This window comes from Clostridium sp. AF37-5 (assembly GCF_003477605.1).
GTDB lineage: Bacteria > Bacillota > Clostridia > Lachnospirales > Lachnospiraceae > Eubacterium_F.
Window position 1 is genome coordinate 1 of the sequence record NZ_QUDR01000003.1, and the last position, 26,047, is coordinate 26,047.

22 protein-coding genes and 1 riboswitch are annotated in these 26,047 nt (G+C 39.8%); of the genes, 16 read left to right on the forward strand and 6 right to left on the reverse strand.

Going from position 1 to position 26,047, the window contains the following annotated elements:
• The 4 genes from DW019_RS02550 to DW019_RS02565 form a co-directional block, all read left to right on the forward strand.
• On the forward strand, positions 1–2,057 hold a 2,057-nt coding region (locus DW019_RS02550; protein ID WP_147353003.1), incomplete at its 5' end, for an InlB B-repeat-containing protein.
• Positions 2,058–2,164: 107 nt separating this feature from the next.
• On the forward strand, positions 2,165–3,277 hold the full coding sequence (locus DW019_RS02555) for a hypothetical protein (RefSeq protein WP_118442429.1): 1,113 nt from the start codon (positions 2,165–2,167) through the stop codon (positions 3,275–3,277).
• Positions 3,278–3,393: 116 nt separating this feature from the next.
• Positions 3,394–6,090 (forward strand): leucine-rich repeat domain-containing protein, encoded by a 2,697-nt coding sequence (locus DW019_RS02560; protein WP_182431026.1) that lies wholly within the window; start codon positions 3,394–3,396, stop codon positions 6,088–6,090.
• 68 nt (positions 6,091–6,158) lie between these two features.
• Complete coding sequence (locus DW019_RS02565; protein ID WP_118442431.1) at positions 6,159–7,196, forward strand: hypothetical protein; 1,038 nt, start codon at positions 6,159–6,161, stop codon at positions 7,194–7,196.
• A 4-nt stretch (positions 7,197–7,200) separates the two neighbouring features.
• Here the strand turns inward: DW019_RS02565 and DW019_RS02570 are convergent, their stop codons facing one another.
• From DW019_RS02570 to DW019_RS14935, 3 genes are read right to left on the reverse strand one after another with little or no spacing between them, the layout of a single operon-like run.
• Positions 7,201–7,920 (reverse strand): NAD-dependent protein deacylase, encoded by a 720-nt coding sequence (locus tag DW019_RS02570; protein ID WP_118442432.1) that lies wholly within the window; start codon positions 7,918–7,920, stop codon positions 7,201–7,203.
• Between the two features lie 50 nt (positions 7,921–7,970).
• A complete protein-coding gene (locus DW019_RS02575) occupies positions 7,971–9,581 on the reverse strand; it encodes a PQQ-binding-like beta-propeller repeat protein (RefSeq protein WP_118442433.1) in 1,611 nt (536 codons plus the stop codon).
• A 1-nt stretch (position 9,582) separates the two neighbouring features.
• Complete coding sequence (locus tag DW019_RS14935; protein WP_182431033.1) at positions 9,583–10,920, reverse strand: hypothetical protein; 1,338 nt, start codon at positions 10,918–10,920, stop codon at positions 9,583–9,585.
• A gap of 147 nt (positions 10,921–11,067) precedes the next feature.
• Positions 11,068–11,261, reverse strand: a riboswitch (cobalamin riboswitch).
• A 92-nt stretch (positions 11,262–11,353) separates the two neighbouring features.
• Here DW019_RS14935 and DW019_RS02585 point away from each other — a divergent pair.
• The 5 genes from DW019_RS02585 to DW019_RS02600 are packed head-to-tail and all read left to right on the forward strand — an operon-like array spanning position 11,354 to position 16,101.
• Positions 11,354–12,151, forward strand: a complete 798-nt coding sequence (locus tag DW019_RS02585) for a DUF4430 domain-containing protein (protein ID WP_118442434.1) — start codon at positions 11,354–11,356, stop codon at positions 12,149–12,151.
• A gap of 11 nt (positions 12,152–12,162) precedes the next feature.
• On the forward strand, positions 12,163–13,014 hold the full coding sequence (locus tag DW019_RS14940) for an energy-coupling factor transporter transmembrane component T (protein WP_182431027.1): 852 nt from the start codon (positions 12,163–12,165) through the stop codon (positions 13,012–13,014).
• Positions 12,963–14,498, forward strand: a complete 1,536-nt coding sequence (locus DW019_RS02590; protein ID WP_182431028.1) for an ATP-binding cassette domain-containing protein — start codon at positions 12,963–12,965, stop codon at positions 14,496–14,498. Before DW019_RS14940 ends, DW019_RS02590 begins: the two co-directional genes overlap by 52 nt.
• Complete coding sequence (locus tag DW019_RS02595) at positions 14,473–15,171, forward strand: ECF transporter S component (protein ID WP_022377913.1); 699 nt, start codon at positions 14,473–14,475, stop codon at positions 15,169–15,171. The genes DW019_RS02590 and DW019_RS02595 overlap by 26 nt, the downstream gene beginning before the upstream one ends.
• A 48-nt stretch (positions 15,172–15,219) precedes the next feature.
• Positions 15,220–16,101, forward strand: coding sequence for a DegV family protein (locus DW019_RS02600; RefSeq protein WP_118442436.1), 882 nt, complete (start codon positions 15,220–15,222; stop codon positions 16,099–16,101).
• An 83-nt stretch (positions 16,102–16,184) separates the two neighbouring features.
• Here the strand turns inward: DW019_RS02600 and DW019_RS02605 are convergent, their stop codons facing one another.
• The 3 genes from DW019_RS02605 to DW019_RS02615 form a co-directional block, all read right to left on the reverse strand.
• Positions 16,185–16,460: a hypothetical protein gene (locus tag DW019_RS02605; RefSeq protein ID WP_022377911.1), complete on the reverse strand. Its 276-nt coding sequence runs from the start codon at positions 16,458–16,460 to the stop codon at positions 16,185–16,187.
• 84 nt (positions 16,461–16,544) lie between these two features.
• On the reverse strand, positions 16,545–18,788 hold the full coding sequence (gene pcrA, locus DW019_RS02610; RefSeq protein ID WP_118442437.1) for a DNA helicase PcrA: 2,244 nt from the start codon (positions 18,786–18,788) through the stop codon (positions 16,545–16,547).
• Between the two features lie 24 nt (positions 18,789–18,812).
• Positions 18,813–19,433: a DUF1836 domain-containing protein gene (locus DW019_RS02615; RefSeq protein ID WP_117478878.1), complete on the reverse strand. Its 621-nt coding sequence runs from the start codon at positions 19,431–19,433 to the stop codon at positions 18,813–18,815.
• A 778-nt stretch (positions 19,434–20,211) separates the two neighbouring features.
• On the opposite strand from DW019_RS02615, the gene rlmD reads away from it, so the two are divergent.
• The 7 genes from rlmD (at position 20,212) to DW019_RS14945 (ending at position 26,044) form a co-directional block, all read left to right on the forward strand.
• Positions 20,212–21,894: a 23S rRNA (uracil(1939)-C(5))-methyltransferase RlmD gene (gene rlmD, locus DW019_RS02620; protein ID WP_118442438.1), complete on the forward strand. Its 1,683-nt coding sequence runs from the start codon at positions 20,212–20,214 to the stop codon at positions 21,892–21,894.
• An 88-nt stretch (positions 21,895–21,982) separates the two neighbouring features.
• A complete protein-coding gene (locus DW019_RS02625) occupies positions 21,983–22,516 on the forward strand; it encodes a GNAT family N-acetyltransferase (RefSeq protein WP_118442439.1) in 534 nt (177 codons plus the stop codon).
• Positions 22,517–22,945 carry a GNAT family N-acetyltransferase gene (locus tag DW019_RS02630; RefSeq protein WP_118442440.1) on the forward strand — a complete coding sequence of 143 codons (429 nt, stop codon included), beginning with the start codon at positions 22,517–22,519 and terminating at the stop codon, positions 22,943–22,945.
• A gap of 122 nt (positions 22,946–23,067) precedes the next feature.
• Positions 23,068–23,346, forward strand: a complete 279-nt coding sequence (locus DW019_RS02635; RefSeq protein WP_055264019.1) for a CD3324 family protein — start codon at positions 23,068–23,070, stop codon at positions 23,344–23,346.
• Positions 23,347–23,459: 113 nt separating this feature from the next.
• Complete coding sequence (locus tag DW019_RS02640) at positions 23,460–23,912, forward strand: GNAT family N-acetyltransferase (protein ID WP_117478874.1); 453 nt, start codon at positions 23,460–23,462, stop codon at positions 23,910–23,912.
• A 291-nt stretch (positions 23,913–24,203) separates the two neighbouring features.
• A complete protein-coding gene (locus DW019_RS02645) occupies positions 24,204–24,956 on the forward strand; it encodes a nucleoside phosphorylase (RefSeq protein ID WP_117478873.1) in 753 nt (250 codons plus the stop codon).
• Between the two features lie 35 nt (positions 24,957–24,991).
• The gene (locus tag DW019_RS14945; protein WP_117478872.1) at positions 24,992–26,044 is read left to right on the forward strand and encodes a GNAT family N-acetyltransferase; all 1,053 of its coding nucleotides are present in this window, start codon (positions 24,992–24,994) and stop codon (positions 26,042–26,044) included.
• The last annotated feature ends 3 nt before the right edge of the window (positions 26,045–26,047 follow it).

Here is a 26,047-nt window from a genome sequence, read left to right on the forward strand (position 1 = left end):
CCACGCTTTATGCAGCATGGTACAAAAAGCCATCGGTAACATTCAGTACAAAGCACAGTGACACAATCGCTTTCCTTGGCGACCGTGAGCTGGACAAAACAAACGAAGTAACGTATGAGTATGGCGAAAAAATCAGTTCATTGATTATGAAGTGCAATACAAACCGTTATATTCAGAGCTACCGTGTAGAAACAGCAGACGGAACAGAGGTAAGTGCCGGGACTTGTGAAGACAAGAATTCGACCGTAACCATTCCTTTCCCGTCCAATTATGCATTGAAGAACAACTTAAAAGTCTATGTGGAAGCAGCAAACCGCACTTACGGCATCACTTATGATACCCTTGGCGGTGAGTTTGTTGGAGACTATCCGAAAACTTATTCCTACGGTGATGAATTTGACCTGCCGACCAATGTAAAGAGAAAGGGATTTTATGTCTGCGGATGGCGTAATACATTGAACAACAAGGTAATGACAAAAGTAGAAGCAACGACTTCCGGAGAACTTTCCTTACAGGCAATTTATGAAAGCACTGTATATCATGTAACAACTGACTTAGACGGCGGAACACTTCCGGATGGAGTGACAATTCCGACTGAGTATAAGTACAAACAGAGCAACATTGTGCTACCGCAGGATGTCACAAAGCAGGGCCATTCCTTTGCCGGATGGTACTTAGAAGATGAAGATGTTATTGTGACCCGCATCGACACAACAAAAGCGATGGATTACCATTTGCGTGCGTTGTGGAGTTCAAATGCGAGTACGACAAAAATAGCCGGAACGGTAGAAAGTGATGGAACAGAAAAAGAAATTCCATACGCAGAAAAACCAATGGAAAGTAATCAATGGTATTACAACCGGCTTACAGATGTGGAGAAGAAAATCTATACGACAATTTATAATTACTATAAATTTGACATGGATAAAGGCGAGTGCAGAATGGAGAATGTGAAAGTTGTAACGAAAGATAAAATTACCATTGCTAACATGTATCAAGCAAGTACAGCAGTCGTTTTAGACAATCCGTCTATATTTTGGATTCGGTATTTTAACCACACACAAATGAAAGAAAAAGATGGTGTTTATACCGGAACAATCCATCCGGTGCTTGCTTATTACAAAACAGCATTTCAGGCTGATGCTTTAGAATACGGTGGATTTTTACAAGAGATTATTAAATCGCTTAATAATTCCGGTGTTCAAAAAGTTTCGACTTCGAAGAAACTGAAATTAATTCATGACTATGTTGTGAAAACATACAGTTACCGTAACAATTCTCATATTTTAAGTGCAGCAGCAACAAATGAAACACGTTCGGTTGGCTATCTGATGACACATAAAGAGGGGTGTTGTGAGTCGTATGCGAAAATGATAAAAATACTTTGTGATTATTATCAAATTCCTTGTGTTACTGTTTACAGTTTGACGCACATGTGGAATCAGGTGAAAATTGGAAACCAGTGGTATCTGCTGGATGCTACGTGGGATGATGAGGAACCGGTTGTTTATACATATTTCTTAAAAGGAGCAAAGTCGGTAATTGATGAACATCATATTGTTACATCAATGTTTTTTAGTGATTGTCAGGGGAATGGAATAAAAGATTACGCCAATTATTCAGTGCCAACGCTCTCTAAAGAAGATTATGTGGAGCCGGTAAATCCGACCCCGAATAACAGTCAAACGGCTCCAAAAAAAAGTAAAGCAGTTACTTCCGCAACAAAAGGAAAAGTAGTATATGCTATTTCCGGAAAGTATGCGGTTGTTAAAAAATGCACATCGAAGAAAGCAAAAAGTGTTACCATCTTGAATAAAGTAAAGATTGGCAAAAAGACGTATACCGTTACTTCGATTGCAAAAAATGCTTTCAAAGGCTGCAAGAAGTTGAAGAGAGTAACCATTAAGGCAATAAAGCTGAAGAGCATTGGAAAGAATGCTTTCAAAGGAATTTATAAGAAAGCTACATTCAAGGTGCCGAAGAAGCAGTTAAAGAAGTACAAAAAGCTGATTCAGAAGAAAAAGACCGGATTTAAAAAGACGATGAAAGTAAAGTGATTTAGCTATCTGGTAAGGCAGAAAAACTTTGTTTCTTTCGCTATAATGTGGTATGATAATAGTAGAATTATTTTGATGGGAGCAGGGGCTTCAGAACGGAGGTTGCTATGGATAAAGTGAAAAAGTGGGTTGTTGATTTGGCAGATCCTATGCTGAAAGCGTATATTAATTATGGACATGGGCTTGAGGAGGACGGCGTTTCGGTGACGTCAAAAGGCATTGAGTTTTTTGCAGAATTTGAACCGGGCCTGTATCCGATGTATGCGATTGAATTAAGAGAGTATGTGGAACATATGGGAATTGCAATTGGGGATGTTCAGGAAATTCATTTGGTGGCGGCTGCGTATGATGAAAATGAGAAAGAAATTGATTTTTCCATTGAATATGAAAAATGCGCACTTGTTTCTGAGGATGAATTAAATGGTTACAGTAATTCGGACATTTTACCAACGACAAATTATAAGGTTATTGGTTCAAAGGAAATTACAAAAATCAAGCTTACGGATTACAATGGATACAAAGCAGATGGAGTTTCTCTTTCGGATCATGAGCTTCACGATGCAGTGGGGATTAACATTCAGTTTACGAATGGCGAATTTAGCAGGATTCGTAAATTGATTCTTTTAAAAATGGAGTTGCTGCTGTCAGAAGATGAATGGCCGGAGCATTTCCGGGAAAAAACGGTTAGACAGGAAACGGTTGCGGAACCGAAAGTATTGGTTGCGGATTTGGAGGATAAAGACATTATTGGTTACATGAATCTTGGCAGTGGTCTTGTCGAGAGTGGCGTAAATAAACTCGATGGTCTGATGCTTTTTGAAAATGAATACGATGAGGAAGTTAGTTGTATGATTGCGATTGATTTCAGCCGGTATTTGTTAAAAAAGGGAATTCGTATACAGGATGTCACCTCATTTGAGATTCAATTTGGTGTATATGATGCTTCCGGAACAGAACTTGATTTTGAGGGGGATTATCAGAAATGTGCCTTTGTTTCTGCTGAGGCGCTGAATGGCTACAGTGATTCAGATATTTTAGATAAAGGAAACTATAAGTTGATTGGTTCGAAGAAACACACGGTATTTGATTTAACAGAATATAATGGTTCCATGCCACACAAACTGGAAGAGGGCGTCGGCTTTAACATTCAGATTCTGAATGGCGAGCGGAGTCAGACCAAATATGTATCATTAAATAAATTGAAATTTAACTATAACTAAAATTACAGGAATGTCAGCCAAAAAGCGAACATGAGACATTTGTAACCTTACCATTTTATGCTTAATTCAGTATAATGAAACGGATTTATATGAAATTAAGAAAGGAGATGGTTAAGGTGAATGATAAAGTTTGTAAAGGAAGGAAATGTTTCATCGTTAGCATGCTTTTTATGCTGACATTCTTTTTCTCCATAGGGTTTATGGAGCAGTCATCAAAAGCAGACACAGTCAATTATTTAGAAGGTGATTTTTCCTATCAATTGACACAGGAAACAAAAACAGCAACAGTGCAAAAATATACGGGGACATCACAAAGTATAACAATACCTTCCCAGATTGATTGGGATGGGGCAAGTTATAATGTTACTGTTATTGGACAGAATGCGTTTCGGGATAACACGACAATTACGACCATAAATATTCCGAAAGGTGTTTTGGAAATTGATAATTATGCTTTTTATGGATGCAGTGTGCTTTCTTCAGTGAAACTTCCTACAAATTGCCAGCTTGGGAAATACATTTTCTATGAGTGTGATTCGTTAAATGAGATATCAATTCCAGAAGGTACAACATCGATTTACGACACATATCCACTGGATGATGACAAAGAAGTGGACCAGAAAAAGGATGGGGCCTGTCTTGCCGGAGATGCAATTGAAAAAATTACATTTGAGTCCGGCGTTACAAAAGTACCCTCACATTTGTGTGAGGGGTTGACCCAGCTAAAAACAATTGAATGGGGCAATGTTGCGTCACTGGGATATCATGCGTTTAATCGCTGCGAAAGTTTAACCACGATTGAACTTTCGGAGAAGATTACAACATTACCGCGACTGGCATTTGGCGGTTGTAAAGCCCTTACAAGTGTTACGATAAAAGGAAAATTAACTTATTTGGGAGAAATGGCATTTAATAATTGTTCTAAAATGTCTAAGTTTACGCTAAAATATCCGGAGGAATTAAAAACCGTATATAGAGATGTATTTGCAAACTGTTCGGAGTTGACTGAACTGCCGATTGGAAAAGATAAGACACCAAATCTTACCTATATAGGTTCAAGGGCATTCCGTGAGTGTACGATTGATACGGTGACACTTCCGGATGGCTTAACCTTTATTGGTTGCAGCGCATTTGCAGGATGCAAAAATTTAAAAAGTATTAATATTCCAAAATCTGTACAGCATATTGCATCGAATGCGTTTATGGACTGTGAAAAGTTAGACCATGTTGTGTTCCCGGAAGATGGAAAATTTATAGTATCCGCAGAGGATTATGATGGCACAAACCGTTATGAGAATGATGAGGATAAGTATTCCGGCGGTTTGTTCTGGGGATGTAAGTCTTTACGTTCATTTACGATTCCGGATAGCTGGACGGCAGTTCCGGGGACTATGTTTAAGGACTGCAGTGCATTAACTTCAGTTCATATTCCGGATAACGTAACATTTATTGGAAACAGTGCATTTGGAGAAACAACAAATTTAACATCAATTTCACTTCCGTCGAAATTAATTTGTATTGATGGGCAGGCATTTAAGGGATGTGCCATTCGGAGTATATCACTTCCGAACGGTTTGACGCAGATTGGGTATCAGGCTTTTCAGGGAAGTGAATTGGAACAGGTTGTGATTCCGGATTCCGTTAAAATCCTTGGAATAACCAATTTAGCAACAGAGGGAGCTTTCGAGGATTGTGAAAAACTGACATCGGTTGTTCTCGGAGCAGGCTTACAAAAACTTGGCGGTAGTGAATTCCAAAATTGTACTTCGTTGGTTTCTGTTGATTTATCAAAGGCGGTTAATATAGAAGAAATTCCGCCATATACGTTCAGTGGTTGTTCTGCTTTAGAGCAGATTGTAATTCCGTCTCAGATTAAGAAAATCGGATATGGGGCATTTAGTAATTGTACCAGTCTGAAAGCGGATAAAGTTACGATGTCAGAGAATTTACAATCAATGGCAGGCTCAGTATTTTCCGGCTGTACGTCATTTACCGAATTACCGGATTTGAAATCGCTGACCTCCATACCGGAATATACATTTTCGTACTGTACCGGACTTGTGAAGGTGGAAGTTCCGGACCGGATACAAACGATTGGCGGGCAGGCATTTTATAATTGTACAAATTTAGTGGCGATTGGACTTGGAACCGGCTTTGATGGAACAAAACTGGAAACATGGGATACTTACATCTTCTATGAAATGCACAATCCATCAATGATTTATGCAGCAACAAAAGAGCAGGCAGACTGGTTAGCAGCAAATAAAACAGACCGGTATTTGTACAGTGATTACACGGATGTAAAAGTGGGAAAAGTGCCGGGAAATCTCGTGATTCCAACACCGAAACCAACGCCAATGCCGCCGGTAACCCCTCCCCCTACTCCGGCACCAAAGACAACACCAACACCAATTCCAACGCCGACACAGAAAACTTCGGGAACACCTGTGAAAACGCCGGCTTCCAATGCAAAGCCAACGGCAGTACCGGCAAATCCAAACAAGAATCCAAAGCAGGCTGTTCTGAAAGCGCCGGTTATCAAAAAGGTGAAAGCAGGTAAGAAAAAAGTTTTCATAAGTTGGAAAAAAACAGCGCAGTCAATTACCGGATACCAGATTCAATATAGCACGTCTGCATCTTTCAAAAAAGGGAAAAAGACGATTACGATTTCCGGTAAGAAGAAACAAAGCCGGACGATTAAAAAGTTAAAAACGAAAAAGAAATACTATATACGAATCCGAACGTATCAGGTAATAAACGGAAAGAAAACCGTTTCAAAATGGAGCAAAACAAAGAAATTCAAAACCAAATAATGGTTGACAAATAAGCAGTTCTATTATACACTACCCGTGTAGTAAAACATACGACAAGGGGTGCTTTTATGATAGAAGTTGTGATTGCGTTGTGCTATGCATTAGGAGCATGGTTTTATTCTATTTTGCGATATTATGATTTGTGGAAACGCGGGAAAGTACCGGTGGTCTTTTTCGCGTTTTTACATGTTTTTTCTTTAATAGTTGTGTTCCTTTTTGAAACCGGAATATCCGCAATGATTTCGGATGTAGTTTCCGTCATTATGCATGCATATTCTGTAATATATGGCAGTGTTATGATACTCACACCTATTTTGTGTTTTGTGCGTGGCATTGTTCGTTTTATCGGGAAAAAAGCAGGATGCAGCGGGAAAATATACCGCTTTTTCAATCATCCGACCAAATTGATTCTTGGCTTTTTTGTTGTCACCATGTGTGTCGGTGCTGTTATTTTCTGGAAAAGCCGGTGCATATCGTGGGAGGAGACTGTGATTTCACAGGAGAATAAGAAGGAGCCGGTTAAGGATACTTCCATTGTTTATATTTCCAATTGCTTTGTAGGAAGTGATATGACTGCTCATGTGTTTGATTCTCTGGTGGAAAAGGTGAATGAGAAAAAGCCGGATGTTATTTTATTTGGAGGAAATTTATTCGGCAGACATACAAAGGAGGTAACGATAGATAAGACCCTTGCAAGTATCAAAAAAATGAAGGCGGCATTGGGCATTTATATGGTGGAAGGAAGTGCAGATTCTGTCCTTGTGGAGGAAAAGAAAGAAAAAATCTCCGGTGCAGGTGTGCATCTGCTTTTGGATGAGAGTGCAGTTTTACATAATGGGCTTCAACTTGTTGGCTGCCGTGCAGATGGCAAAACGAAAAAGCCCATGTCATATACCTTATCTCTAATCAATAAAGAAAAGCCAAGTATTGTACTTGCAGGAGAGGCGATGGAGGAAAAACTAAAGGAAGAAAAGAGGATTTCTCTTGTCCTTTATCCGAAAAAAATAACGGATACCGGTAACGGTGGAACAAGTGGTGTAAACCAGATGTTTCCACGCAATGTACTGGCATCCGCAAAAATCAATTTCATGCAGATTAAGAAATAATTTGTCAGGCGAGTGGTTTTAAGACCTCACCAATTGGTTCGTGCAGGATAAGATTTGCACGATTATCCTTTGAAGTTTTATCCTTATTAATGAGTACCAGCTTATCGCCCTGATAGTAGTCAATTAACCCGGCGGCCGGATAAACAACCAAAGATGTGCCGCCGATAATCAGCAAATCAGCATCGCGGATATAGGAAATGGCACGTTCCATAAGCGGCATATCAAGTCCTTCTTCATAGAGAACGACATCCGGTTTTATGACACCGCCACATTCGCAGTGAGGAACACCGTCCATAGCTAAAATATCTTCTAAAGAATAAAATTTATGACAGTGTGTGCAGTGATTTCGCAAAACAGAGCCGTGGAGTTCTAATACTTCCTTGCTTCCTGCCTTTTGGTGCAGACCATCGATGTTTTGTGTAATAACTGCTTTTAATTTGCCCTGCTTTTCCAAATTGGCAAGAGCAATGTGAGCGGCATTAGGATCGGCGTCGGGAAACAGCATTTTATCCCGGTAAAAACGGTAAAATTCTTCCGGGTTACGGATATAAAAACTATGGGACAGAATCGTTTCCGGTGGATAATCGTAGTTCTGTTTATATAATCCATCAACACTTCTAAAATCCGGAATTCTACTTTCTGTTGAGACACCGGCACCGCCAAAAAACACAATATTATCGGATTCATCAATCCATTGCAGTAGTTGTTCTTGTTCTTTACTCATACTATAAACCTCCCTTTTGTAAATCCAATGACTATTTTTATCTTAGCATATTAAGGGCGAAATGAAAAGGTTTTCGTATAAGAGGAGTAAATCCATTTGGACTGTTTTTTGATTTTGCATCTCAGTCGGATTTGCAGTCTTTTTTTGCCTTTTTTTATCGTTGCTGCCGTATTTTTTTTGATTGTTTTCTTTTTCCATTTTCCCTTACCATATCGGTAGGAGATAATTGTCTGGTATTTTTTGCTCTTTTTTTTCCAGGTGACTTTGTATTTTTTCTTGCTTTTCTTTACCTTAACGCTATATGGTTTCTTCGGTTTTGACACAGACTTTTTAGCCGCCGGTGCAAGCGAATTAGAAACAGTCGGCGTACTTGTCGCAGCCGGTATGCTTGTGACTGTCGGTGTGCTTGTCGCAAGGATATCTTTGGCAAGCGTAACACAAAACAGGGTTCCACTGTCGTTGGAATAGTATAAACGCCCCTTGTCATCGGCTGTAATACTGGACAGGCAGTATTGTTTTGCCTGTGGAATATACAAAGTGTGAAGTGAGGCACTTGTTTTTCCTTCTGTATCTTTAAAAGCGTACAAACCACCCGGTAAAGCATTCATGGAGAAATAGACCGTTACTTCTCCGGTGGAAGAACCACGGGTTGAAACAAGAGGAGAAGATTTGACTTCAGCATTTTGAAATCCCTTTACCTGATAAATAGGTTTTAAAGTCAGGGCATCCATGACACAGACATAACCATATTGGTCTGCCACACATCCAACATATAAACGATTGTTATAAATAGTTGGAGTACTGGTGCAGGTAACAAAATTGGCACCACTCATAATTTTACCGGAGGAAACCCTTGTGATTTTTTGCTCCGTGTATTGTATCTGAAATAATGTACCGTCTTTTGCTACGGTATAAAGGGCATCGGTTCCTTTGTGATAGGTCAGTCCGGTGCGGATGTTTGCCGTAGTCAGAACAGCGGTATCATATACAACCGGTTCTGTGAGACTGTGGCTTACTAAAATGCCGTTATCACCGGTGAAATAAAGTGCATCCTCATAGACAATGGCACCGCTCCAATAGTAACCGCCCGGATGGTCTTTATCTTCATAAGTCCAGACGGTTGAGCCATCTTTTGCATTCAGGCAGTAGAAGAGACCTGTGGTTGTACCATTTGACAAAACATTTGTCGTGCCGGCATAGAGATATCCATTATGATAAAAGGTAGTCGAAAGAGACTGTCCGCCAAACGACTCGCTCTGCCATAGGCTTGTCATCGAATTGATGTCAACACATTCCATTGTGCCATTTGCCAGCGGAATATATAAAAAATGCTCCTCAAGAAGCATATTACAGACGCTGTTCATTTTTTCTTTTAATGTGGTTTGTCTTAGAACCTGTCCATTTGCATAAGACAGTTCATAAAGTATATTCGAATTTACGACATAGATGCCATTTGTTCCCATAATCGGAATAGAGTTGTATGAGATTCCCTTTGTGGAAAATTTCTTTGTCCAAATAGCACCGCAATTGGCGGTATCCTCTGGTGTTACAGAGGATACCACGCTGGCACCATCCATACCCTGTTCATTACGAAAAGTCGAAAATGCACTAAGGAAGATGGCAGCGGTGAGTATCAGACATAAAAATGTCTTTTTCTTCATCTTATTTTACCTTGAATTTTACCGGTTTTGTTGCTTTACTGAAAGTAGCTTTGTCAGATTTTACAACATAAGCGGTCAGTTTTACATAATACGTTCCCTTTGTTTTCTTAAAGGTGTATTTTGTTTTTTTCGTATCGGTTACTTTTTTGTATTTACCGTTCTTTTTCTTGGAAAGTGCGATGCGGTATCCTTTTGCGTTTGCTGCCTTTTTCCAGGAAACAGTTACGGATTTTTTCTTTTTCTTTGACTTTTTCACAACAACTTTTACCTTAGTAGGTGTTTTTGCAACTTTTTTAATACCCTTGTCATCCGATGCCGGAGTTGGTGTGGCAGTCGGAGTTTTTGTTGGAACCGGTTTGCCAAGAGAATCTCCTGCCGGAGTAGCTGTTGGTGTAACGATCGGAGCAGCTGTTGGTGTAACGGTCGGAGCAGCTGTTGGTGTAACGGTTGGAGCAGCTGTTGGTGTAACGGTTGGAGCAGCTGTTGGTGTGGTAACTGCAGCAAGCACTTTAACAATTCCGTATGGTCTGGAAATGTTGGAGTGTTTGCCGTCGCTGTCCAAACGGTAAGCGGAGAGTACATAAGTACCTGCTTTATCAAAGGAAAGAGTAGCAACACCGTTATCATCTGTCTGTGCTGTGGCAACCGCAGTATCCTTTGTTGCTGTGCTGGCTTCGTTTTCATATTTTGCTGCTACAACAGTTGCTTTACTAATTGGTTTAACAATAGAAGCGACGAAGTTTTTGTCATAGCCTAAACCTTTCAGTGTTACGGTCGCTTTGCCGGAAACAGTTGTGCTTACTGTGTCATTTTCAAAATAGCTGTAATTTGTTTCTACGTTATTTGGCCATGTGCCGCCGCCCCAAAGTCCATAGATGGTGACTGCATCATTATTTTTTAGTGAATAGGATCCCATACCGACACCCGGGTCTGTATTATTTACAGCATATCCCCAGTTTACGCCGTCCAAAGCGTCAGAGGAAGCACTGCCATCAGAGTTGCCGTCAATACTAATACCGTTAACAAACAAACCGTACTGACTTGTACTTGCCATAATATAATTTTTCATTGTTTCTGTTGTGGCACCTTTTTTCTCAGTCAGATACTTAGCCAGCGCATGAAGCGGGGTAAGTGTTTTGGTACTGAGGCCGATTCCATAATCTTTTTTGTCTGCATCAGTCAGAGTAACTTCAACCGGTGTAACAAGTGTTTTATTATCCTGCTCAAGGCGAAGTGTTACTTTGACTGTATCCGCTGCTTTTGCTGCATAGCCATGAAAGACGCTTACCGTCATAACAAAGACTAAAAGAACGGATAAAAGTTTCTTTTTGTTTTTCATAGAAAAACCTTCTTTCTCGCGTATCGCGTATTTTTGTTCTGGTATTGCGATAACATAAGAAAAGTCCTGTATTCCCGAAAAAAGGGCATACAAGGACCTGTGATGACTAGAATGAATAGTCAAAACATTTCCTCTCCCTCCGAAAGGTCACATTTCACACCATAAGGCAGGTCTTCCGACTTAAGGTTCATCTGGAAGGTTTAACCAATCTTGTACGCCTTCCCGGCATATGCCAGTGACATTTATGTACAAGCCATCCCCTAATACGGCAGCGGGGGCTGCGGCGGATTCACACCGTCTTCCCTATTAATCTTAAAAGAACCTCATGGTTACTAATATTATTTATACCATCGCAAGATATTATACCAACGCTTGACAGATTTGTCCATTGTTTGTTACTCTGTCGTATAGAAGTTTTTTTGGAGGCTTTCAGATGAAGTGGAATCAAAAAGGAATTATCGCCTGCGTGATACTGTTTTTTGTTATCATTGGGGCACTTATGGTACAGGGAGTACAAAAGACAAATAATCAGGAAGATGCACATTATGCTTCGGAAGAAGATGTGGTATCTGTAGAAAAAAAGGAGACGGCGAAACCGGAATCAACAAAATCGGTAGAACCAATAAAGACTCCCAAGCAGAAAACGGCAGTAAGTACAAGTACACCAAAAGAGAAAATTAAAGGGGAAAATACAGAAAAACCGACTGCTAAGCCGGCGGCTGTGACTGCACCAAAAAAGGATAAAGGAAATAAAACAGAAAAAAAATCCGGGGAAAATGTTACAAAAAAAACGGTTTCGACCAAAAAACCTGTAACAGTAAAACCGACCGAAAAGCAAACGGAAAAACCCCAAAATGAAGTTTCTTTTGAAATCGAATGTAAGAAGATTTTAAAGAAAAAAGAGTTGTGGAAAAATGGGTTAGAAGAGGTGATTCCGGCATCCGGAATTTATTATTCCGGTAAATGTTCCTTCACGGCAGAAGAGTCCGTGTATGATATATTGAAGCGAATTACAAAAGAGAACAACATCGCCCTAGATAGCGAGTTCACTCCGATGTATGGCACCTATTATGTGAAGGGAATTGGCGGTCTGTATCAGTTTGACTGTGGCAGCGAGAGCGGTTGGATGTATTCGGTCAATGGCATGACGCCGAATGTGGGAGCGAGCAATTATCAGGTATCAAATGGCGATGTAATTGTATTTTATTATGTTTGCGAGTATGAATACTAGAGGAGGAAACCATGAATGCGATGACGCGAAGGCATCCGGTCGTTTTGTTTGTATATTATGTTATGACACTGGTTCTTTTGATTGTGGCAGGACATCCGCTTTTATATGGATTGCTTTTGTTACTGATGGGAATTGATGTTTCGCTAAATAGAGGATTTCTGAAAATGTTTAAATCCTTTGTGGGAAGTCTTGCGGTGGCGGCACTTTGTGTGGTTGTGAATCCACTGCTCAATCACCGTGGTATGACGGTACTTTTCTATTTGAATGAGAACGCCGTGACAAAGGAAGCGGTGCTGTATGGCTGTTATATGGCAGTCGTTTTGTTAGGAACTATTTTTCTGTTTTCCGATTTTTCACATGTGATGACTTCAGAAAAGATTATGACGATGTCAGGAAAAAGATTTCCTTCTTTTTCCCTGCTTTTTTCCATGATTCTTCGTATGGTGCCAAAGGCAAAAAAAGATTTTTCACAGATGATTTCACTGCATGGAAATCGTCCGCATGTCTGGTCTGCACTGCTTGGTAAAACGATGGAAGATTCGGTAGAACGCAGTATGGCTATGAGAGCAAAGTCATATGGGAAAAAAAGGCGCACATCGTTCTATGCGCGCAAATGGAACGCAGGAGATTATGTGCTTTTTACAGTTGTATGTGTGATGAGTGTTTTTGTGATTGGAAAACAAATAATGGAACCTGCGCCGGTTTGGTTTTTCCCAAGTATACACATGGAAATTCTGCCGGTGTGGGAGAACTTGATTTGGATTTTATATCTTGGTATTCCGATTTGGATGTACGGAAAGGAGGAAACAGCATGGCTTTTATCGAAGCGAAAGATTACCGGTTTTTCTACCCGGATGAAGTAACACCGGCGGTTTTTGTGGAACAGATGGAAATAAAACAGGGAACGATTACCTTGCTTGTCGGCCCGTCCGGCTGCGGAAAAACAACTTTATTACGCAAACTTGCCGGTGAAACGGGAATCCGCGGAAGAGAGGAAGGAAGTCTTACCAATCAGGCGAAGGGCTGTGCATATGTGTGGCAGAACCCGGATAATCAGATTGTGACAGACCGGGTCTCTTATGAGATTGTATTTGGACTTGAAAATATCGGGATGGAACAGCAGCAGATGAAACGGCGGTTAGCAGAAGTGATTAGTTCATTTGGGCTTGAAAATCTGGTCATGCGGGACACGATGACTTTAAGTGGTGGGGAGAAGCAGCTTTTAAACATTGCTTCCGGTCTTGCCATGAATCCGGAACTTATGATATTGGATGAACCGACCAGCCAGTTAGACCCGGTTGCAGCGCGGAGAATCTATGATTTAATTCGACAGATTAATGAAGAATTTGGTGTAACGATTGTAATTGCGGAGCAGCGGCTGGAAGATTTGGTTGCCTTTGTGGATGAAGTGCTATGTATGGCAGACGGAAAAATTGAGAAAATAGGAGAGCCAAGGACGATACAGGCACAGTTAAAAGGAACGATTTTCGAAGAATTTTTGCCGTCATATCTGAAATTGGAAGATAGACTTTTGACAAAAAAGGAAGCGAGAATCTGGTTTGAAGGAAACTATGAAAGCGCAGTGTTTCCGGATGGGGAAGAAGAAAAAATTGAAAGAAAGCAAACATCCTCACAGGACTTTTCTTTGAAAAATATATCGTTTCGCTATGAGAAGAAATCACCGGATGTGTTAAAGGAAACAAAGGGGCGTTTCGCGGCAAATACCATTTCGTGTCTTGTGGGTGGCAACGGAAGTGGAAAGACGACTTTACTGCGGCTGATGTCAAGGCAGTTTCGACCGTATCATGGGAAAATGAGTTCGGTAAACTTTTCATATCTGCCGCAAAATCCGATGTATTTGTTATTAGAAGAGACAGTGCAAAAAGAATGGGATAAAATGAGCCAATGTTCGAAGGAATTATTTTTGCGGTTTGGTTTGGATGAACTAAAAAAAAGAAATCCGCAGGATTTGTCCGGTGGAGAAAAACAACGGCTTGCGCTTTGTGTTGCACTCGGAAAAGAGGCAGATTATTATTTTTTGGATGAGCCGACCAAAGGAATGGATGCAAAATCAAAGAAGATATTTGGTGAACTTTTAAAAGAATGGACAAAAAAGGAAAAATCGATTGTGATGGTGTCGCATGATATGGAATTTACAGCGAAGTACGCTGACGAAATATCACTTTTGTATCAGGGCGAAATCATTGTGCAGTGTCCGGTGAGAGAATTTATGGAAGAAAACCAGTTTTACACAACAGGGATGAACCGGGTGACCAGACGGGTAAATCCACACATAATAACCATTGAGGATGTGAAGAAATATGCAAAAAGAAAAAATTCGCAATAGTATCCTTGGCATACTTGCCTTTGTATTGCTTTTTTATGAAATCATTGTGTTAAAGGGAGAAAATTATTATCTTGTGAGTATGGCGGTTTTACTTATTGCTTTGTTTGGCTTTTTTGCTCACTTTGAAAAAGAACGGCCGGGTGTTATGCTGCTTACGATGATTGCGTCGCTTTGCGCGCTTGCGATTGCCGGAAGAATTGCTTTTTTCTTTCTGCCGCAGATAAAACCAATTGCGGCTGTCGTAATTTTGGCAGGCGTAAGTTTTGGAGGTGAAGTAGGTTTTGTGACAGGAGCATTAAGTGCTTTTGTTTCTAATTTTTATTTTGGTCAGGGCTCATGGACACCTTTTCAAATGGTGGCACTTGGTCTGGTAGGATTTTTTGCCGGCGTATTTTTCTACGGACGGGAGAGTAAGCGATGGCTTGTAGCACTCTATGGCTTTTTTGCTGTCGTTATCATCTACGGAGCCATTGTTGATTTAAATACCATCTTTTTTACTTCACAGCAGCTTTCCTTATCGGTGGTTTGTTTTGTGTATTTGTCAGGACTTCCTTTTAACCTGTTGTTTGGAGCAGCGACTGCCGGATTTTTGTTCTGTCTGTATAAACCCGTTCTTCTTAGGATTGAAAGAATAGTAAAGAAATACCGGTTGTTTGACAAAAACGAAGTTTAATAGTAGAATGATATGATGTAACGTATCTTTTGAAAGGGGATTGCATAGATGAAAAAAGTTGCGGTAATTACAGATAGTAATAGTGGGATTACTCAGTCAGAAGCAAAGAAGCTTGGCATTCACGTTGTGCCAATGCCTTTTTTTGTAAATGGTGATACATTTTATGAAGATATTAGCATGAGTCAGGATGAGTTTTATGGATATCTGGCGCAGGGCGCAGATGTAATGACATCACAGCCGGCACCGGATACATTAATGAAACTGTGGGACAGTGTGTTAGAATGTTATGATGAAATCGTTTACATTCCGATGTCGAGTGGATTGAGCAGCTCTTGCGGAACTGCCATGATGCTTTCTTATGAAGAAAAGTATGAAAATAAAGTTTTTGTTGTAGATAACCAGAGAATTTCGGTTACACAGAGACGCTCCGTAATGGATGCTATTGAACTGGCACAGAATGGTTATGATGGCAAACAGATTCAGGAGATTTTGCTTCGTGAGAAATTTGAGTCCAGTATTTATATCATGGTGGACACGCTTTCTTATCTGAAAAAAGGTGGACGAATTACACCGGCGGCTGCAGCTATCGGAACCGTATTAAGAATCAAACCGGTTTTGCAGATTCAGGGAGAAAAGTTAGATGCTTATGCAAAAGTGAAAACTTTGAAGGCGGCAAAAAGCACAATGATTAAGGCAATTCGCCATGACTTTGAAGAACGTTTCCATGATCCGGATGGGGATAATTTTTACATGCATGTTGCTTATACGGCAGATGATACCGAGGCACAGGCGTTTCGTAAAGAATTAGAGACAGAATTCCCGGGACATGAGGTGGATTTTGTTGACCCGCTTTCCTTAAGTGTTTCGTGTCATATCGGACCGGGAGCATTAGCAGTTGCAATTTCAAAAAAAGTTCCGGAATTAGGATAATAGAATAGAGAGAAATAATTAGAACCGCCTGCACCGGTATGTCCGGTACAGGCGGTTCTTTTGGGGTGAAAGGAGAATAAAAACTAGTTTGTCTTCTTTACATAAACGTCATTATCATCAATGTCGTCATCTTCGAAATCATCCTCAAACTCGTCATAATCAAAGTCACCATCAAAATCAGCGTACTTTGGATTCATATAACGGTATACAGCAAATGCGATAGCAGCTACAGCAGCAACTGCACCGATAATAGCCAAAATCCAAAGAACAAAACTTTTATTTTCTTCCTCTGCTTTTTTCTTGTTTAACAACTCAGTAATTTTAGCGTTGTTTATCATTTCCTCAAATTTTCCTGACATAATAAAAACCATCCTTTCTCAAAAAGATTCTTTAACCATATTGTAACACGAATAGTTATGGAATACTATACTTTTTTTATCAAATTATAATTTTGTCAGTTTGGCAAACGAAGAGCGGAGCTTTCTCTGTCCAAATCCATCAAATTCAATGACAACCTCATAGTCGTTTGTTAGTTTTGTGAGGGATCGGACAATGCCCTGCCCAAATTTCGTGTGTGACACCCGGTCGCCAACTTGATAATCCGGAGCACCGGCAGGTGAAGCACTTCCCATTCCCTTTTGGATGTAAGGGTTATTGGCAAATGGATTTTTGCGGTCCTTGGTATAAAGAGAAGCTTTTGCCCTCGAAAATTCAGTTGGTTTACTTTCGGTCTCCGGTTTAAGGACTGCGCCATAGGTCTGTTTCACCAAGTGGCGCGGAATCTCGTTAATAAAGCGTGATGGGCGGTTGAAATTCATTTCACCGTTACGCATGCGCTGATTTGCGCTGGTAAGCGTCAGCTTTTTCATGGCACGGGTAATTCCCACGTAGCAGAGTCTGCGTTCTTCTTCCAGTTCAGATGGGTCATCGCCAAATACGGCGGAAGCCCCCGGGAAGATTGTTTCTTCCATACCGCAAATATAAACGTTTGGAAATTCCAGTCCTTTAGCACTGTGGAGTGTCATCAAAAGCACCTGCTCAGCGTCATCGGATACCGTGTCAATGTCTGCCACGAGAGCGATGTCTTCCAATAAGTCGTTTAACGTGCCGCCATTATTATCTTCTTCATATTGAACAATCTTATTCATCAGAGATTCAATATTTTCGATGCGGCCATTTGCCTCATCGGTGTCTTCTGCCTCTAATTCACGGACATAACCGGTTACATCCAAAAGTTCCTGAGTCATATCCTCAAGCGAATACATTTCGCCGCGTAATTTCATGCGAAAATGCTCAATCAGGCTGACAAAAGAATGAATTTTTGCACTGGCGCGGTTACATCCCGGAATTTCATCCACACGGCGAAGTGCCTCGTAAAATGGCATTTCCTGCGAAAAAGCATAGTCCGAAATACGTCCGATGGTTGTCTGACCGATGCCTCGTCTTGGAATATTGATGATTCGTTTAATCGCGATATCGTCCGCACTGTTATTGATTGTTTTCAGGTAACAGAGAATATCTTTAATTTCCTTTCTGGCATAAAAGTTGACAGCACCGATAATCCGGTAAGGAATGCCCTCGTAAATAAGTTTTTCCTCAAATACACGGGATTGTGCATTGGTACGGTATAAAATAGCAAAGTCGCTGTAGGACATGCCATCCTTTACCTGACGGTGAATGTCAGCGGCAATGCCCTGAGCCTCTTCATATTCATTATCGTAGCGTCCATAGGAAATAGGAGCACCGGCTTCGGCTGTTGTCCAAAGCGTTTTTTCTTTACGCATGGAGTTATGTTTAATTACTCCGCTGGCAGCCGCAAGAATATTTTTAGTGGAGCGATAATTCTGCTCTAAGCGGATTACTTTTGTTGCCGGAAAGATTTTTTCAAAATTCAAAATATTGTGAATATTTGCACCGCGGAACCGATAAATCGACTGGTCATCGTCACCAACCACGCAAAGGTTCTGGTAGCGGGATGCAAGCAAACTTAATAAAGTAAACTGTGCGGTGTTTGTATCCTGATACTCATCCACCAGAATAAATGGAAAACGCTCCTGATAATGGTTTAGTATTTCCGTATTCTGCTGGAATAATTGCACAGTAAGCATAATTAAATCGTCAAAATCCAAAGCATTATTTTGTTTTAGACGCTTTTGGTATTCTTTATAAACCCGTCCAAAAATCTTTTTGTTGTATTCTTTTGCTACTTCGTCAGCATACTGCTCCGGTGTTTTTAACTCGTCCTTTGCCGAGGAAATAGCATTTAAGAAAGTGCGTTCTTTATATTTTTTTGTATCAATATTTAATTGTTTGCAAATATCTTTCATCAGTGATTTCTGGTCATCGCTGTCGTATATCGTAAAGGCGTTATCATAACCCAAATGGTCGATAAATCGTCTTAAAATACGAACACAGGTGGAGTGGAAGGTACTTACCCAGATACTGCCGGCACCATATTCAATAATGTTATTCACACGCTCGCGCATTTCGTTTGCCGCTTTATTTGTAAAGGTAAGGGCAAGAATGTGGTAGGGCAGTACTTGATGTTCCTCAATTAAATATGCAATTCGATGGGTGAGAACACGGGTTTTTCCGGAGCCTGCACCCGCTAAAATAAGGAGCGGTCCCTCAAAGTGGAGAACCGCTTCTTTTTGTTTGTCATTTAATCCTGCAAGTAATTCGTTCATAGTAACCTCAATTCTATCCGTAATTTATTTGTCTTTTTTCTGCTTCGCTTCATCGGAAAGAGTTTCGTCAATTAAACGCTCCACTAACTGTTTTTTGAGGTAAGCATCAAAACTGAGCAGGCAGATAAAAGCGAAACGGGAGAGAAAGTCTGCTTCGTCTTCATCCTTAACATCCGGAAACAGATTTTGTGAATACTTAAATCGTCTCAAAATGTCTTTGGTAAGATTATCTGTCTGTATGCGTTCCATCTCAAAAATGACGCGGTAGATTTCTTCCAGTGAAATATCCCTTGATTTATTGTTATAGAACATATCCGTCAGCGGGCGAAAGATTTTCTGCGTATCATTGATTGATAATACATTTTTAAAATAATAAATAAAAATCAGAAGATACATATGTTCTTTGGAATATTTCTTCTTGACCGGTGGTGGAAGAAAATCGTTTTTTGTGTAGTTGTTAATCATGGTTTTTGTAAGTATTTTATCGTCATCCAGACGCTTACACGCAGCAAGATGTTCGTCCATAAATGTCGTAACCTGATCCATGTATAAATCAATATTAGGGATGTCTTCCGGATTTATGTAATCAATCTTTTTCAGTTTTCCGATGATATCCATAATGCTTTCTTCGGTTGCGTTATCCATTCCGGTACCTCTTTCCTAATGTCATTTAAGTTTAAGTATAGCGGATTTTGGCGAGTAAATCAACTGATAGTTTGTGGCAAGTGTTTGTTATTATTTTTTGTTTTCGTAAATCCGTAGAAAAAGTTTGCGTCTCGTGGGCGCTTCCGCTTATTGAGTGCGTAGCGGTATGTGCACTGAAACTACCAGAGGTCTCCGCTACGCTTCGGTCGTTGCAGAACAGAAGTCCACTGGACTTCTTGCAACACATACCGACGCACTCAAAACCCACTCATCACAAACTTTTTCTACGAATTTACCGGAACCCAAAAGAGTGAAAACAAACACCTGCCACAAACTACTTGCTAAAAACACAGTTTTTTTATCCTGTATAGTGACAAAGATGAAACTACAGTTCCCGATTTGGAGATGCTGTGAAAACAATTTAAAACGAATAGTGAAAGGGGGAGGTTGGTGCAAGCGTTGGATGTTATTTTTAGTGTTCAAAAGTTTGTGTTAATTGTTTGATGCCAGTCTATTTGGCTTCCAGTAATTCCGTAGAAAACTTTGTGACTCGTGGGTACAAACACGTGGGTATGAGGCTTGCGTGTTTTGCATGCCCATACCCTTACGCGTTTGTTAAACGGGAGTGCCCACGAGACGCAAAGCGTTTCTACGGAATTACTGGAAAACAAAAAAGTGTCATCGAACATTTCTCACAACCATTAAACATTAAAAAATGACATTTCCCAAAATCTATGCTATACTATGGCAATAGCAAATTTTACGAGGAAGGGTTACTATGAAAAAGAACGAATTTTATGAGGGGATGGTTACATCTCTAAAGTTTCCGAATAAAGGAATTGTTTATGTAGAAGATGAGGATGCCTATGTACAGGTGAAAAATACATTACCGGGGCAGAGAGTGCGTTTTCAATTAAAGAAAGTAAAGAAGAAAAGACCGGAGGGAAATCTGACGGAAGTTTTGGTGCCTTCGGAGATTGAAAAAGCAGTGCCGCCGTGTCCGCATTTTTCGGAATGTGGCGGTTGTGCGTACCAGACACTTCCGTATGAGGAGCAGAAAAAACTGAAACTGAATCAGGTAAAAGCTTTGTTGGATGCTGTGTATCCGGATTTTCCACTGGATGAATGTGTGGAAAGTCCTAGAATCTGGGAATACCGAAACAAAATGGAGTTTTCTTTTGGGGATGAAGTGAAAGATGGTCCGCTTACTTTGGGACTTCATAAACGAGGGAGTTTTTATGATATTGTTTCCGTCCCTGACTGCCAGATTATTGATGAGGATTTGCGCAAGGTGTTAAAGACAACGCAGGACTTTTTTCGGAATGCGAAACTGGGTGGAAAAAGTATTGACTTTTATCATAAAATGCGCCATGAGGGCGTGCTTCGCCACCTGCTTGTACGCAAGGGATTAAAAACCGGGGAAATGTTAATCTGTCTTGTGACATCTTCTCAGGGAGGAATCGATTCTACGGAAGGGAAACAGTTACTTGAGAAATATAAAGATACGCTTCTTGCGTTAGAGACGACAGGGACGTTTGCCGGTATTCTGCATATGACAAATGATAGTCTTTCGGATGTGGTGAAAGCAGATGCGGTAGATATTTTATATGGAAAAGATTATTTTTACGATGAACTTTTGGGACTGCGTTTTCGCATTACGCCGTTTTCCTTTTTCCAGACAAATTCTGCCGGAGCAGAGAAACTGTATTCGCTGGCAAGAGAATACATTGGTGATTTGACCGGGAAAAAGGTATATGACCTTTATAGCGGAACCGGAACGATTGCGCAGGTACTGGCACCGGTGGCAAAAGAGGTGACAGGAGTTGAAATCGTGGAAGAGGCAGTTTATGCAGCGGCAGAAAATGCCAAAGAAAATCAGCTGGACAACTGCACATTTTTGGCAGGAGATGTGTTGACGGTGTTGGATGAACTGACGGAGGCACCGGACGCAATTGTCTTAGACCCACCAAGAGAGGGCATCCACCCAAAAGCAATTCGTAAAATTTTAGATTATGGATTATCCTCATTTGTTTATATTTCCTGTAAGCCAACTTCGCTTGCCAGAGATTTAGAAGTGTTTTTGGAATATGGATATCAGCCGGTTAGGGCAAAATGTGTAGATATGTTTCCGTGGACACGCGGGATAGAGACGGTTGTTCTTCTTTCCCAACTCCGTCAGAAGCCGGATGATTATATTGATGTGGATATTGATGTTGCTGAATTGGAAGGTACTTCAGCAGAGACAAAGGCAACCTATGAAAAGATAAAGAAGTATGTTGCAGAGCATAATGATGGGATGAAGGTTTCGAATCTCTATATTGCTCAGGTAAAACGGAAATGTGGTATTGAATTGGCTGAGAATTTCAATTTGCCAAAGTCGGAGGATGCTAGACAGCCACGGTGCCCGAAGGAGAAGGAAGAGGCAATTGTGGAGGCACTGAAGGCGTTTCAGATGATATAAACATACTGGAGCAAGTTTATTTATAATTAAAATTGAGGTTTTCATATATTAGGATGGAACTTATACTTAATCAGAAGAGGTGATTTAAATGTGGCTAGAAACTAATAGATTGATTATTCGCTCCATACAGCGCGGAGACGAGATTATCTTTTCTGGTATGTCTCAAGATGGGAGTCTTAGTCAAGTTGGGTTTGATGCTAATTGTTCAGAGTGGATCAATGATTGGATTGAAGAGGCTTTAAAATTAACAAATAATGATAATCCAAGAGAAAATTATATACCTTGCACTGTTATACTAAAAGAAACAGAAGAGGTCATAGGCTCTGTTGGTTCTACATATTATGAAGATGTGGATAAGGTTGGTATTTGTTATTTTATAGGAACACCTTTTAGGGAAAAAGGATATATGACAGAGGCGATAAATGCATATGTTCAGTTTTTCTTTAAACAATATAGTGAGTCTGAAATAATAGCAACTATTCTCGATGCGAATACACCATCATGGAAAGTAGCAGAGAAATCTGGTTTCAACTTAATAGAAAAGAAAATGTACAAAGATATTGATGATGAAAAAGAAGAATTGTATCGCTTTTATGTAATACGAGGCCAGGAGGATAAATAAATGGAGATAAGAGTAGTTAATCATAATGATATCGAGGAGCTTGCCGGAGTAATGGGACAGGCATATTCAGAGGAGCCTTGGAATGAGGCTTGGGTTCAGGAAAAGGCAGTAAGAAGAGTGCAGTCCATTTTGTGTGGATTTGAAGCCCTGGGTTTAGCTGCAGTAGAAGACGGTGAAATTATAGGTGGTCTTTTGGGATTTGTGGATCCTTATGCAGACTATGATATGTTCTTTGTTTCAGAAATTTTTGTTACTCCAAAGTGGAAGAGAAAAGGAGTAGGGCGTAAGCTGCTTAGTGCCTTAGAAGAGCAACTTAAAGTAAAGGATATTCATACAATAGAACTTATTTCTATAAATGATAATCTAGAGTTTTATAAAAAATGCGGACTAAATAATGGTGATGTTAATTGCTTGGGGAAGTCTTTTTAATAAAGGAAAGGGGCATTTTATTTATGAAAAAAAGATATGTTTTTGCTCAGTAGTCTGAGCTTAAAATAAAAAGAATAGTTAAGCTCAGATGAATCCTAAGAAATTATATTTAGGAGGATACTATGAGTTATATTAGAGCAGAAGAGGTTCTGCCAAAAGAATTAATAGAAACTATTCAGCAATATGTAAATGGAAAAGCAATATATATTCCCAGCACATCTAAAAAGGAGTGGGGAAGTCATACTGATACAAGACAATATCTGATACAGCGAAATCACGAGATTAGCCAGAAATATCAAGGTGGTAGTTCTATTGCCAGTCTTGCCATGCAGTTTTCACTTTCGGAGAAAAGTATTCAAAGAATCGTTCGCGAAGGAAAGAGAAAATCTGGCAAGTTGTGAAGAAAAGTGCAAGTGGGATTTTTAAGATATAATAGTGCTGAATTTGATTAAGAATTAGAGATAAGGTGGGCTATTTTAGCCTGCCTTTCATATTATTGGAGGATATTAACAATATGAACAATTATAGAATTATAACATTAAGAGAACGGCCGGAATTAGTAGCTATTGCAGCTGAGTGGTTTCATAGTAAATGGGGTGTGCCGGCAGAGGCATACCTGGAGTGTATGAAAGCGTATTTATCAGGAAAAACCGAGTATGGTTGGTATATATGCTTATATGATGAATCCATTGTCGCAGGACTTGGGGTAATAGAAAATGACTTTCATGATAGAAAGGATTTGACTCCAAATGTATGCGCCGTATATGCTGAAGAAGAACATCGAAAAAAGGGACTAGCTGGGAATTTGCTAAACAAAGTTGTTGATGATATGAGAAATAAAGGAGTAACGCCTTTATATTTGGTGACGGATCATATTGGCTTCTATGAACGATATGGATGGGAATTTTTATGTATGGTTCAAGGTGATGATGAACCCAAAATGACAAGAATGTACATCCACAGATAAAAATGATTGACAAGCGTTACAAACAAGAGTAATCTTAACATAATAATTTTTGAAAGGAGTTTTCTCATGAATAGATTTGCAGTCGGATATTCATATACTGAAATTTATGCTATGCACATTATGAACGTGTATGGTCTTAATTGCGTATGTAAATATTTGAATTGCTAAGATGAGAAAATGGTTCAATAATTAGAATATAGTATATGCTGACCACTTATCTTTGCAGGTAGGTGGTCTTTTTTATCCGAATAAAGTAGTTACAATAATTGAAGAGAAAGAGTGAGCGATATTATGCTACAGAGTGATTTTTTTGACAAAGAGACAGAGGCATTAATTGATTTAAATGTTATTTATGGAGCCGGAAAGCATATTACAGACAAATGTATGATTATCTTTTCTAAGGAGATACATACATATTTAGTATCACATTATAAATGTGAAATTATAGGTGAAATTGGCGCTTGTAATGGAAACATTTCAATCTATTGTCTGGATTACAAGGGAGAGAAAATAGCTTTTTATCTGACGGGAATAGGTTCTGCTGTTGCATCCTCTATGTGTTATGAAAGCCATCATGTTATTGGTGCAACAAAGTATATTATGTTTGGTTCTTGTGGAAGTCTTGATAAAGAAACAACCAGAGGTAAGTTCATTATCCCAACTGAAAGTTATAGAGGAGAGGGAGCATCCCATTATTACGCACCATCTTCTGACTACATTACTATTAAAAATTGTGATGTGTTGGCAGAGGTATTTGAAAAAATAAAAGCTCCGTATGTTAAAGGCCGTGTATGGACAACTGATTCTATGCTCCGTGAAACGAAGGGACTAGTGGCAAAAAGAAAAGGTGAAGGGTGCATAGCAGTAGAAATGGAGCTTGCAGGTGTTCAGGCAATATGTGATTTTTACGGGTTAGAACTTTATGATTTTCTGGAAGCAGGAGATGTATTGGGAGACAGCGGATATGAGTTTGAAGGACTGCATGATGCTAACCATAATGTTGGGAAAGCATTGATAGCTCTGGAGGCTGCAACATATTTGTAGATTAATTATTGTTTTGTACGGAGGAAGTGATAAAAATGAATCTTATAGTACTTATAGGAAGTGGTGCGGTTGGTAAGATGACCGTGGGCCGGGAATTGATGAAAATAACAGATTATAGACTCTTTCATAATCATCATATGATAGAGCCGGTAATCGAGATCTTTGGTAAATTTGATGGAGCAGTGGTAGGCAAACTTCGGGAAGATATCTTTGATGCCTTTCTAAAAACTGACTATAGTGGATTAATATTTACTTATATGTGGGCCTTTGATATGCAGTCAGATTGGGATTATATAAAGTCGGTTACAGATAAATTCGAGGGTACCGGTGGAAATGTATATTATGTGGAGCTTGTTGCGGACAGGGCAGTTAGAATAGAACGAAACAAAACGGAAAACCGCTTAAAGAACAAGGCTTCTAAGCGGGATATTGTGGTATCAGAAGATCGTATGCTTCGTGAGGAGACAAAATATCGACTTGTAAGTAATGATGGTGAGATTCCTTTCGAAAATTATATGAAGATTGATAATACGAATCTTGAGCCTTCAGAGGTTGCTCTTATGATAAAGGAGAGATTCAACTTACAGGGAATTAGTGTAACTGAACTGATGAATAGGGTGAAGCTTGAAGGAGTCCGAGAAGATGAAATAGAGCAGCTTTATGACATGCAGATTAAGAGTTTTATGTCGCTATATGAAAAATATCATGATGAGGGATCACCTGCAATTGAATCTATAGAGAGAGTAAGAGACAGGGCTTCACAGGAAAATAGAAAGTATTATTTTATTGTTAAGGATGGAGCAAGAGTCGGAGCCATCAATATCGGCAAAAGACTATCCGACCCAGAAGAACCCTGTCTATACATCAGCCCTCTTTTCATTCTTCCTAAATATCAGAAGCAGGGAATCGGATATGTTGCAATTCAAAAAGCTTTCGCATTGTATCCTGACACTAAGGTATGGAAGCTTGATACAATTCTTCAAGAATCCGGAAACTGCCACCTGTATGAAAAATGTGGTTTTGTGCGAGTTGGTGAAGAACATATTATAAACGATAAGATGACATTGGTAAATTACGAGAAAAGATAAAAT

What these genes read in the sequence shown, in the direction of transcription:
- DW019_RS02555 (WP_118442429.1), top strand. Translation starts at nt 2,165, where the DNA reads ATGGATAAAGTGAAAAAGTGGGTTGTTGATTTGGCAGATCCTATGCTG.
- DW019_RS02565 (WP_118442431.1), top strand. Translation starts at nt 6,159, where the DNA reads ATGATAGAAGTTGTGATTGCGTTGTGCTATGCATTAGGAGCATGGTTT.
- DW019_RS02570 (WP_118442432.1), bottom strand. Translation starts at nt 7,920, where the DNA reads ATGAGTAAAGAACAAGAACAACTACTGCAATGGATTGATGAATCCGAT.
- DW019_RS02575 (WP_118442433.1), bottom strand. Translation starts at nt 9,581, where the DNA reads ATGAAGAAAAAGACATTTTTATGTCTGATACTCACCGCTGCCATCTTC.
- DW019_RS14935 (WP_182431033.1), bottom strand. Translation starts at nt 10,920, where the DNA reads ATGAAAAACAAAAAGAAACTTTTATCCGTTCTTTTAGTCTTTGTTATG.
- DW019_RS02585 (WP_118442434.1), top strand. Translation starts at nt 11,354, where the DNA reads ATGAAGTGGAATCAAAAAGGAATTATCGCCTGCGTGATACTGTTTTTT.
- DW019_RS14940 (WP_182431027.1), top strand. Translation starts at nt 12,163, where the DNA reads ATGAATGCGATGACGCGAAGGCATCCGGTCGTTTTGTTTGTATATTAT.
- DW019_RS02590 (WP_182431028.1), top strand. Translation starts at nt 12,963, where the DNA reads ATGGCTTTTATCGAAGCGAAAGATTACCGGTTTTTCTACCCGGATGAA.
- DW019_RS02595 (WP_022377913.1), top strand. Translation starts at nt 14,473, where the DNA reads ATGCAAAAAGAAAAAATTCGCAATAGTATCCTTGGCATACTTGCCTTT.
- DW019_RS02600 (WP_118442436.1), top strand. Translation starts at nt 15,220, where the DNA reads ATGAAAAAAGTTGCGGTAATTACAGATAGTAATAGTGGGATTACTCAG.
- DW019_RS02605 (WP_022377911.1), bottom strand. Translation starts at nt 16,460, where the DNA reads ATGTCAGGAAAATTTGAGGAAATGATAAACAACGCTAAAATTACTGAG.
- pcrA (WP_118442437.1), bottom strand. Translation starts at nt 18,788, where the DNA reads ATGAACGAATTACTTGCAGGATTAAATGACAAACAAAAAGAAGCGGTT.
- DW019_RS02615 (WP_117478878.1), bottom strand. Translation starts at nt 19,433, where the DNA reads ATGGATAACGCAACCGAAGAAAGCATTATGGATATCATCGGAAAACTG.
- rlmD (WP_118442438.1), top strand. Translation starts at nt 20,212, where the DNA reads ATGAAAAAGAACGAATTTTATGAGGGGATGGTTACATCTCTAAAGTTT.
- DW019_RS02625 (WP_118442439.1), top strand. Translation starts at nt 21,983, where the DNA reads ATGTGGCTAGAAACTAATAGATTGATTATTCGCTCCATACAGCGCGGA.
- DW019_RS02630 (WP_118442440.1), top strand. Translation starts at nt 22,517, where the DNA reads ATGGAGATAAGAGTAGTTAATCATAATGATATCGAGGAGCTTGCCGGA.
- DW019_RS02635 (WP_055264019.1), top strand. Translation starts at nt 23,068, where the DNA reads ATGAGTTATATTAGAGCAGAAGAGGTTCTGCCAAAAGAATTAATAGAA.
- DW019_RS02640 (WP_117478874.1), top strand. Translation starts at nt 23,460, where the DNA reads ATGAACAATTATAGAATTATAACATTAAGAGAACGGCCGGAATTAGTA.
- DW019_RS02645 (WP_117478873.1), top strand. Translation starts at nt 24,204, where the DNA reads ATGCTACAGAGTGATTTTTTTGACAAAGAGACAGAGGCATTAATTGAT.
- DW019_RS14945 (WP_117478872.1), top strand. Translation starts at nt 24,992, where the DNA reads ATGAATCTTATAGTACTTATAGGAAGTGGTGCGGTTGGTAAGATGACC.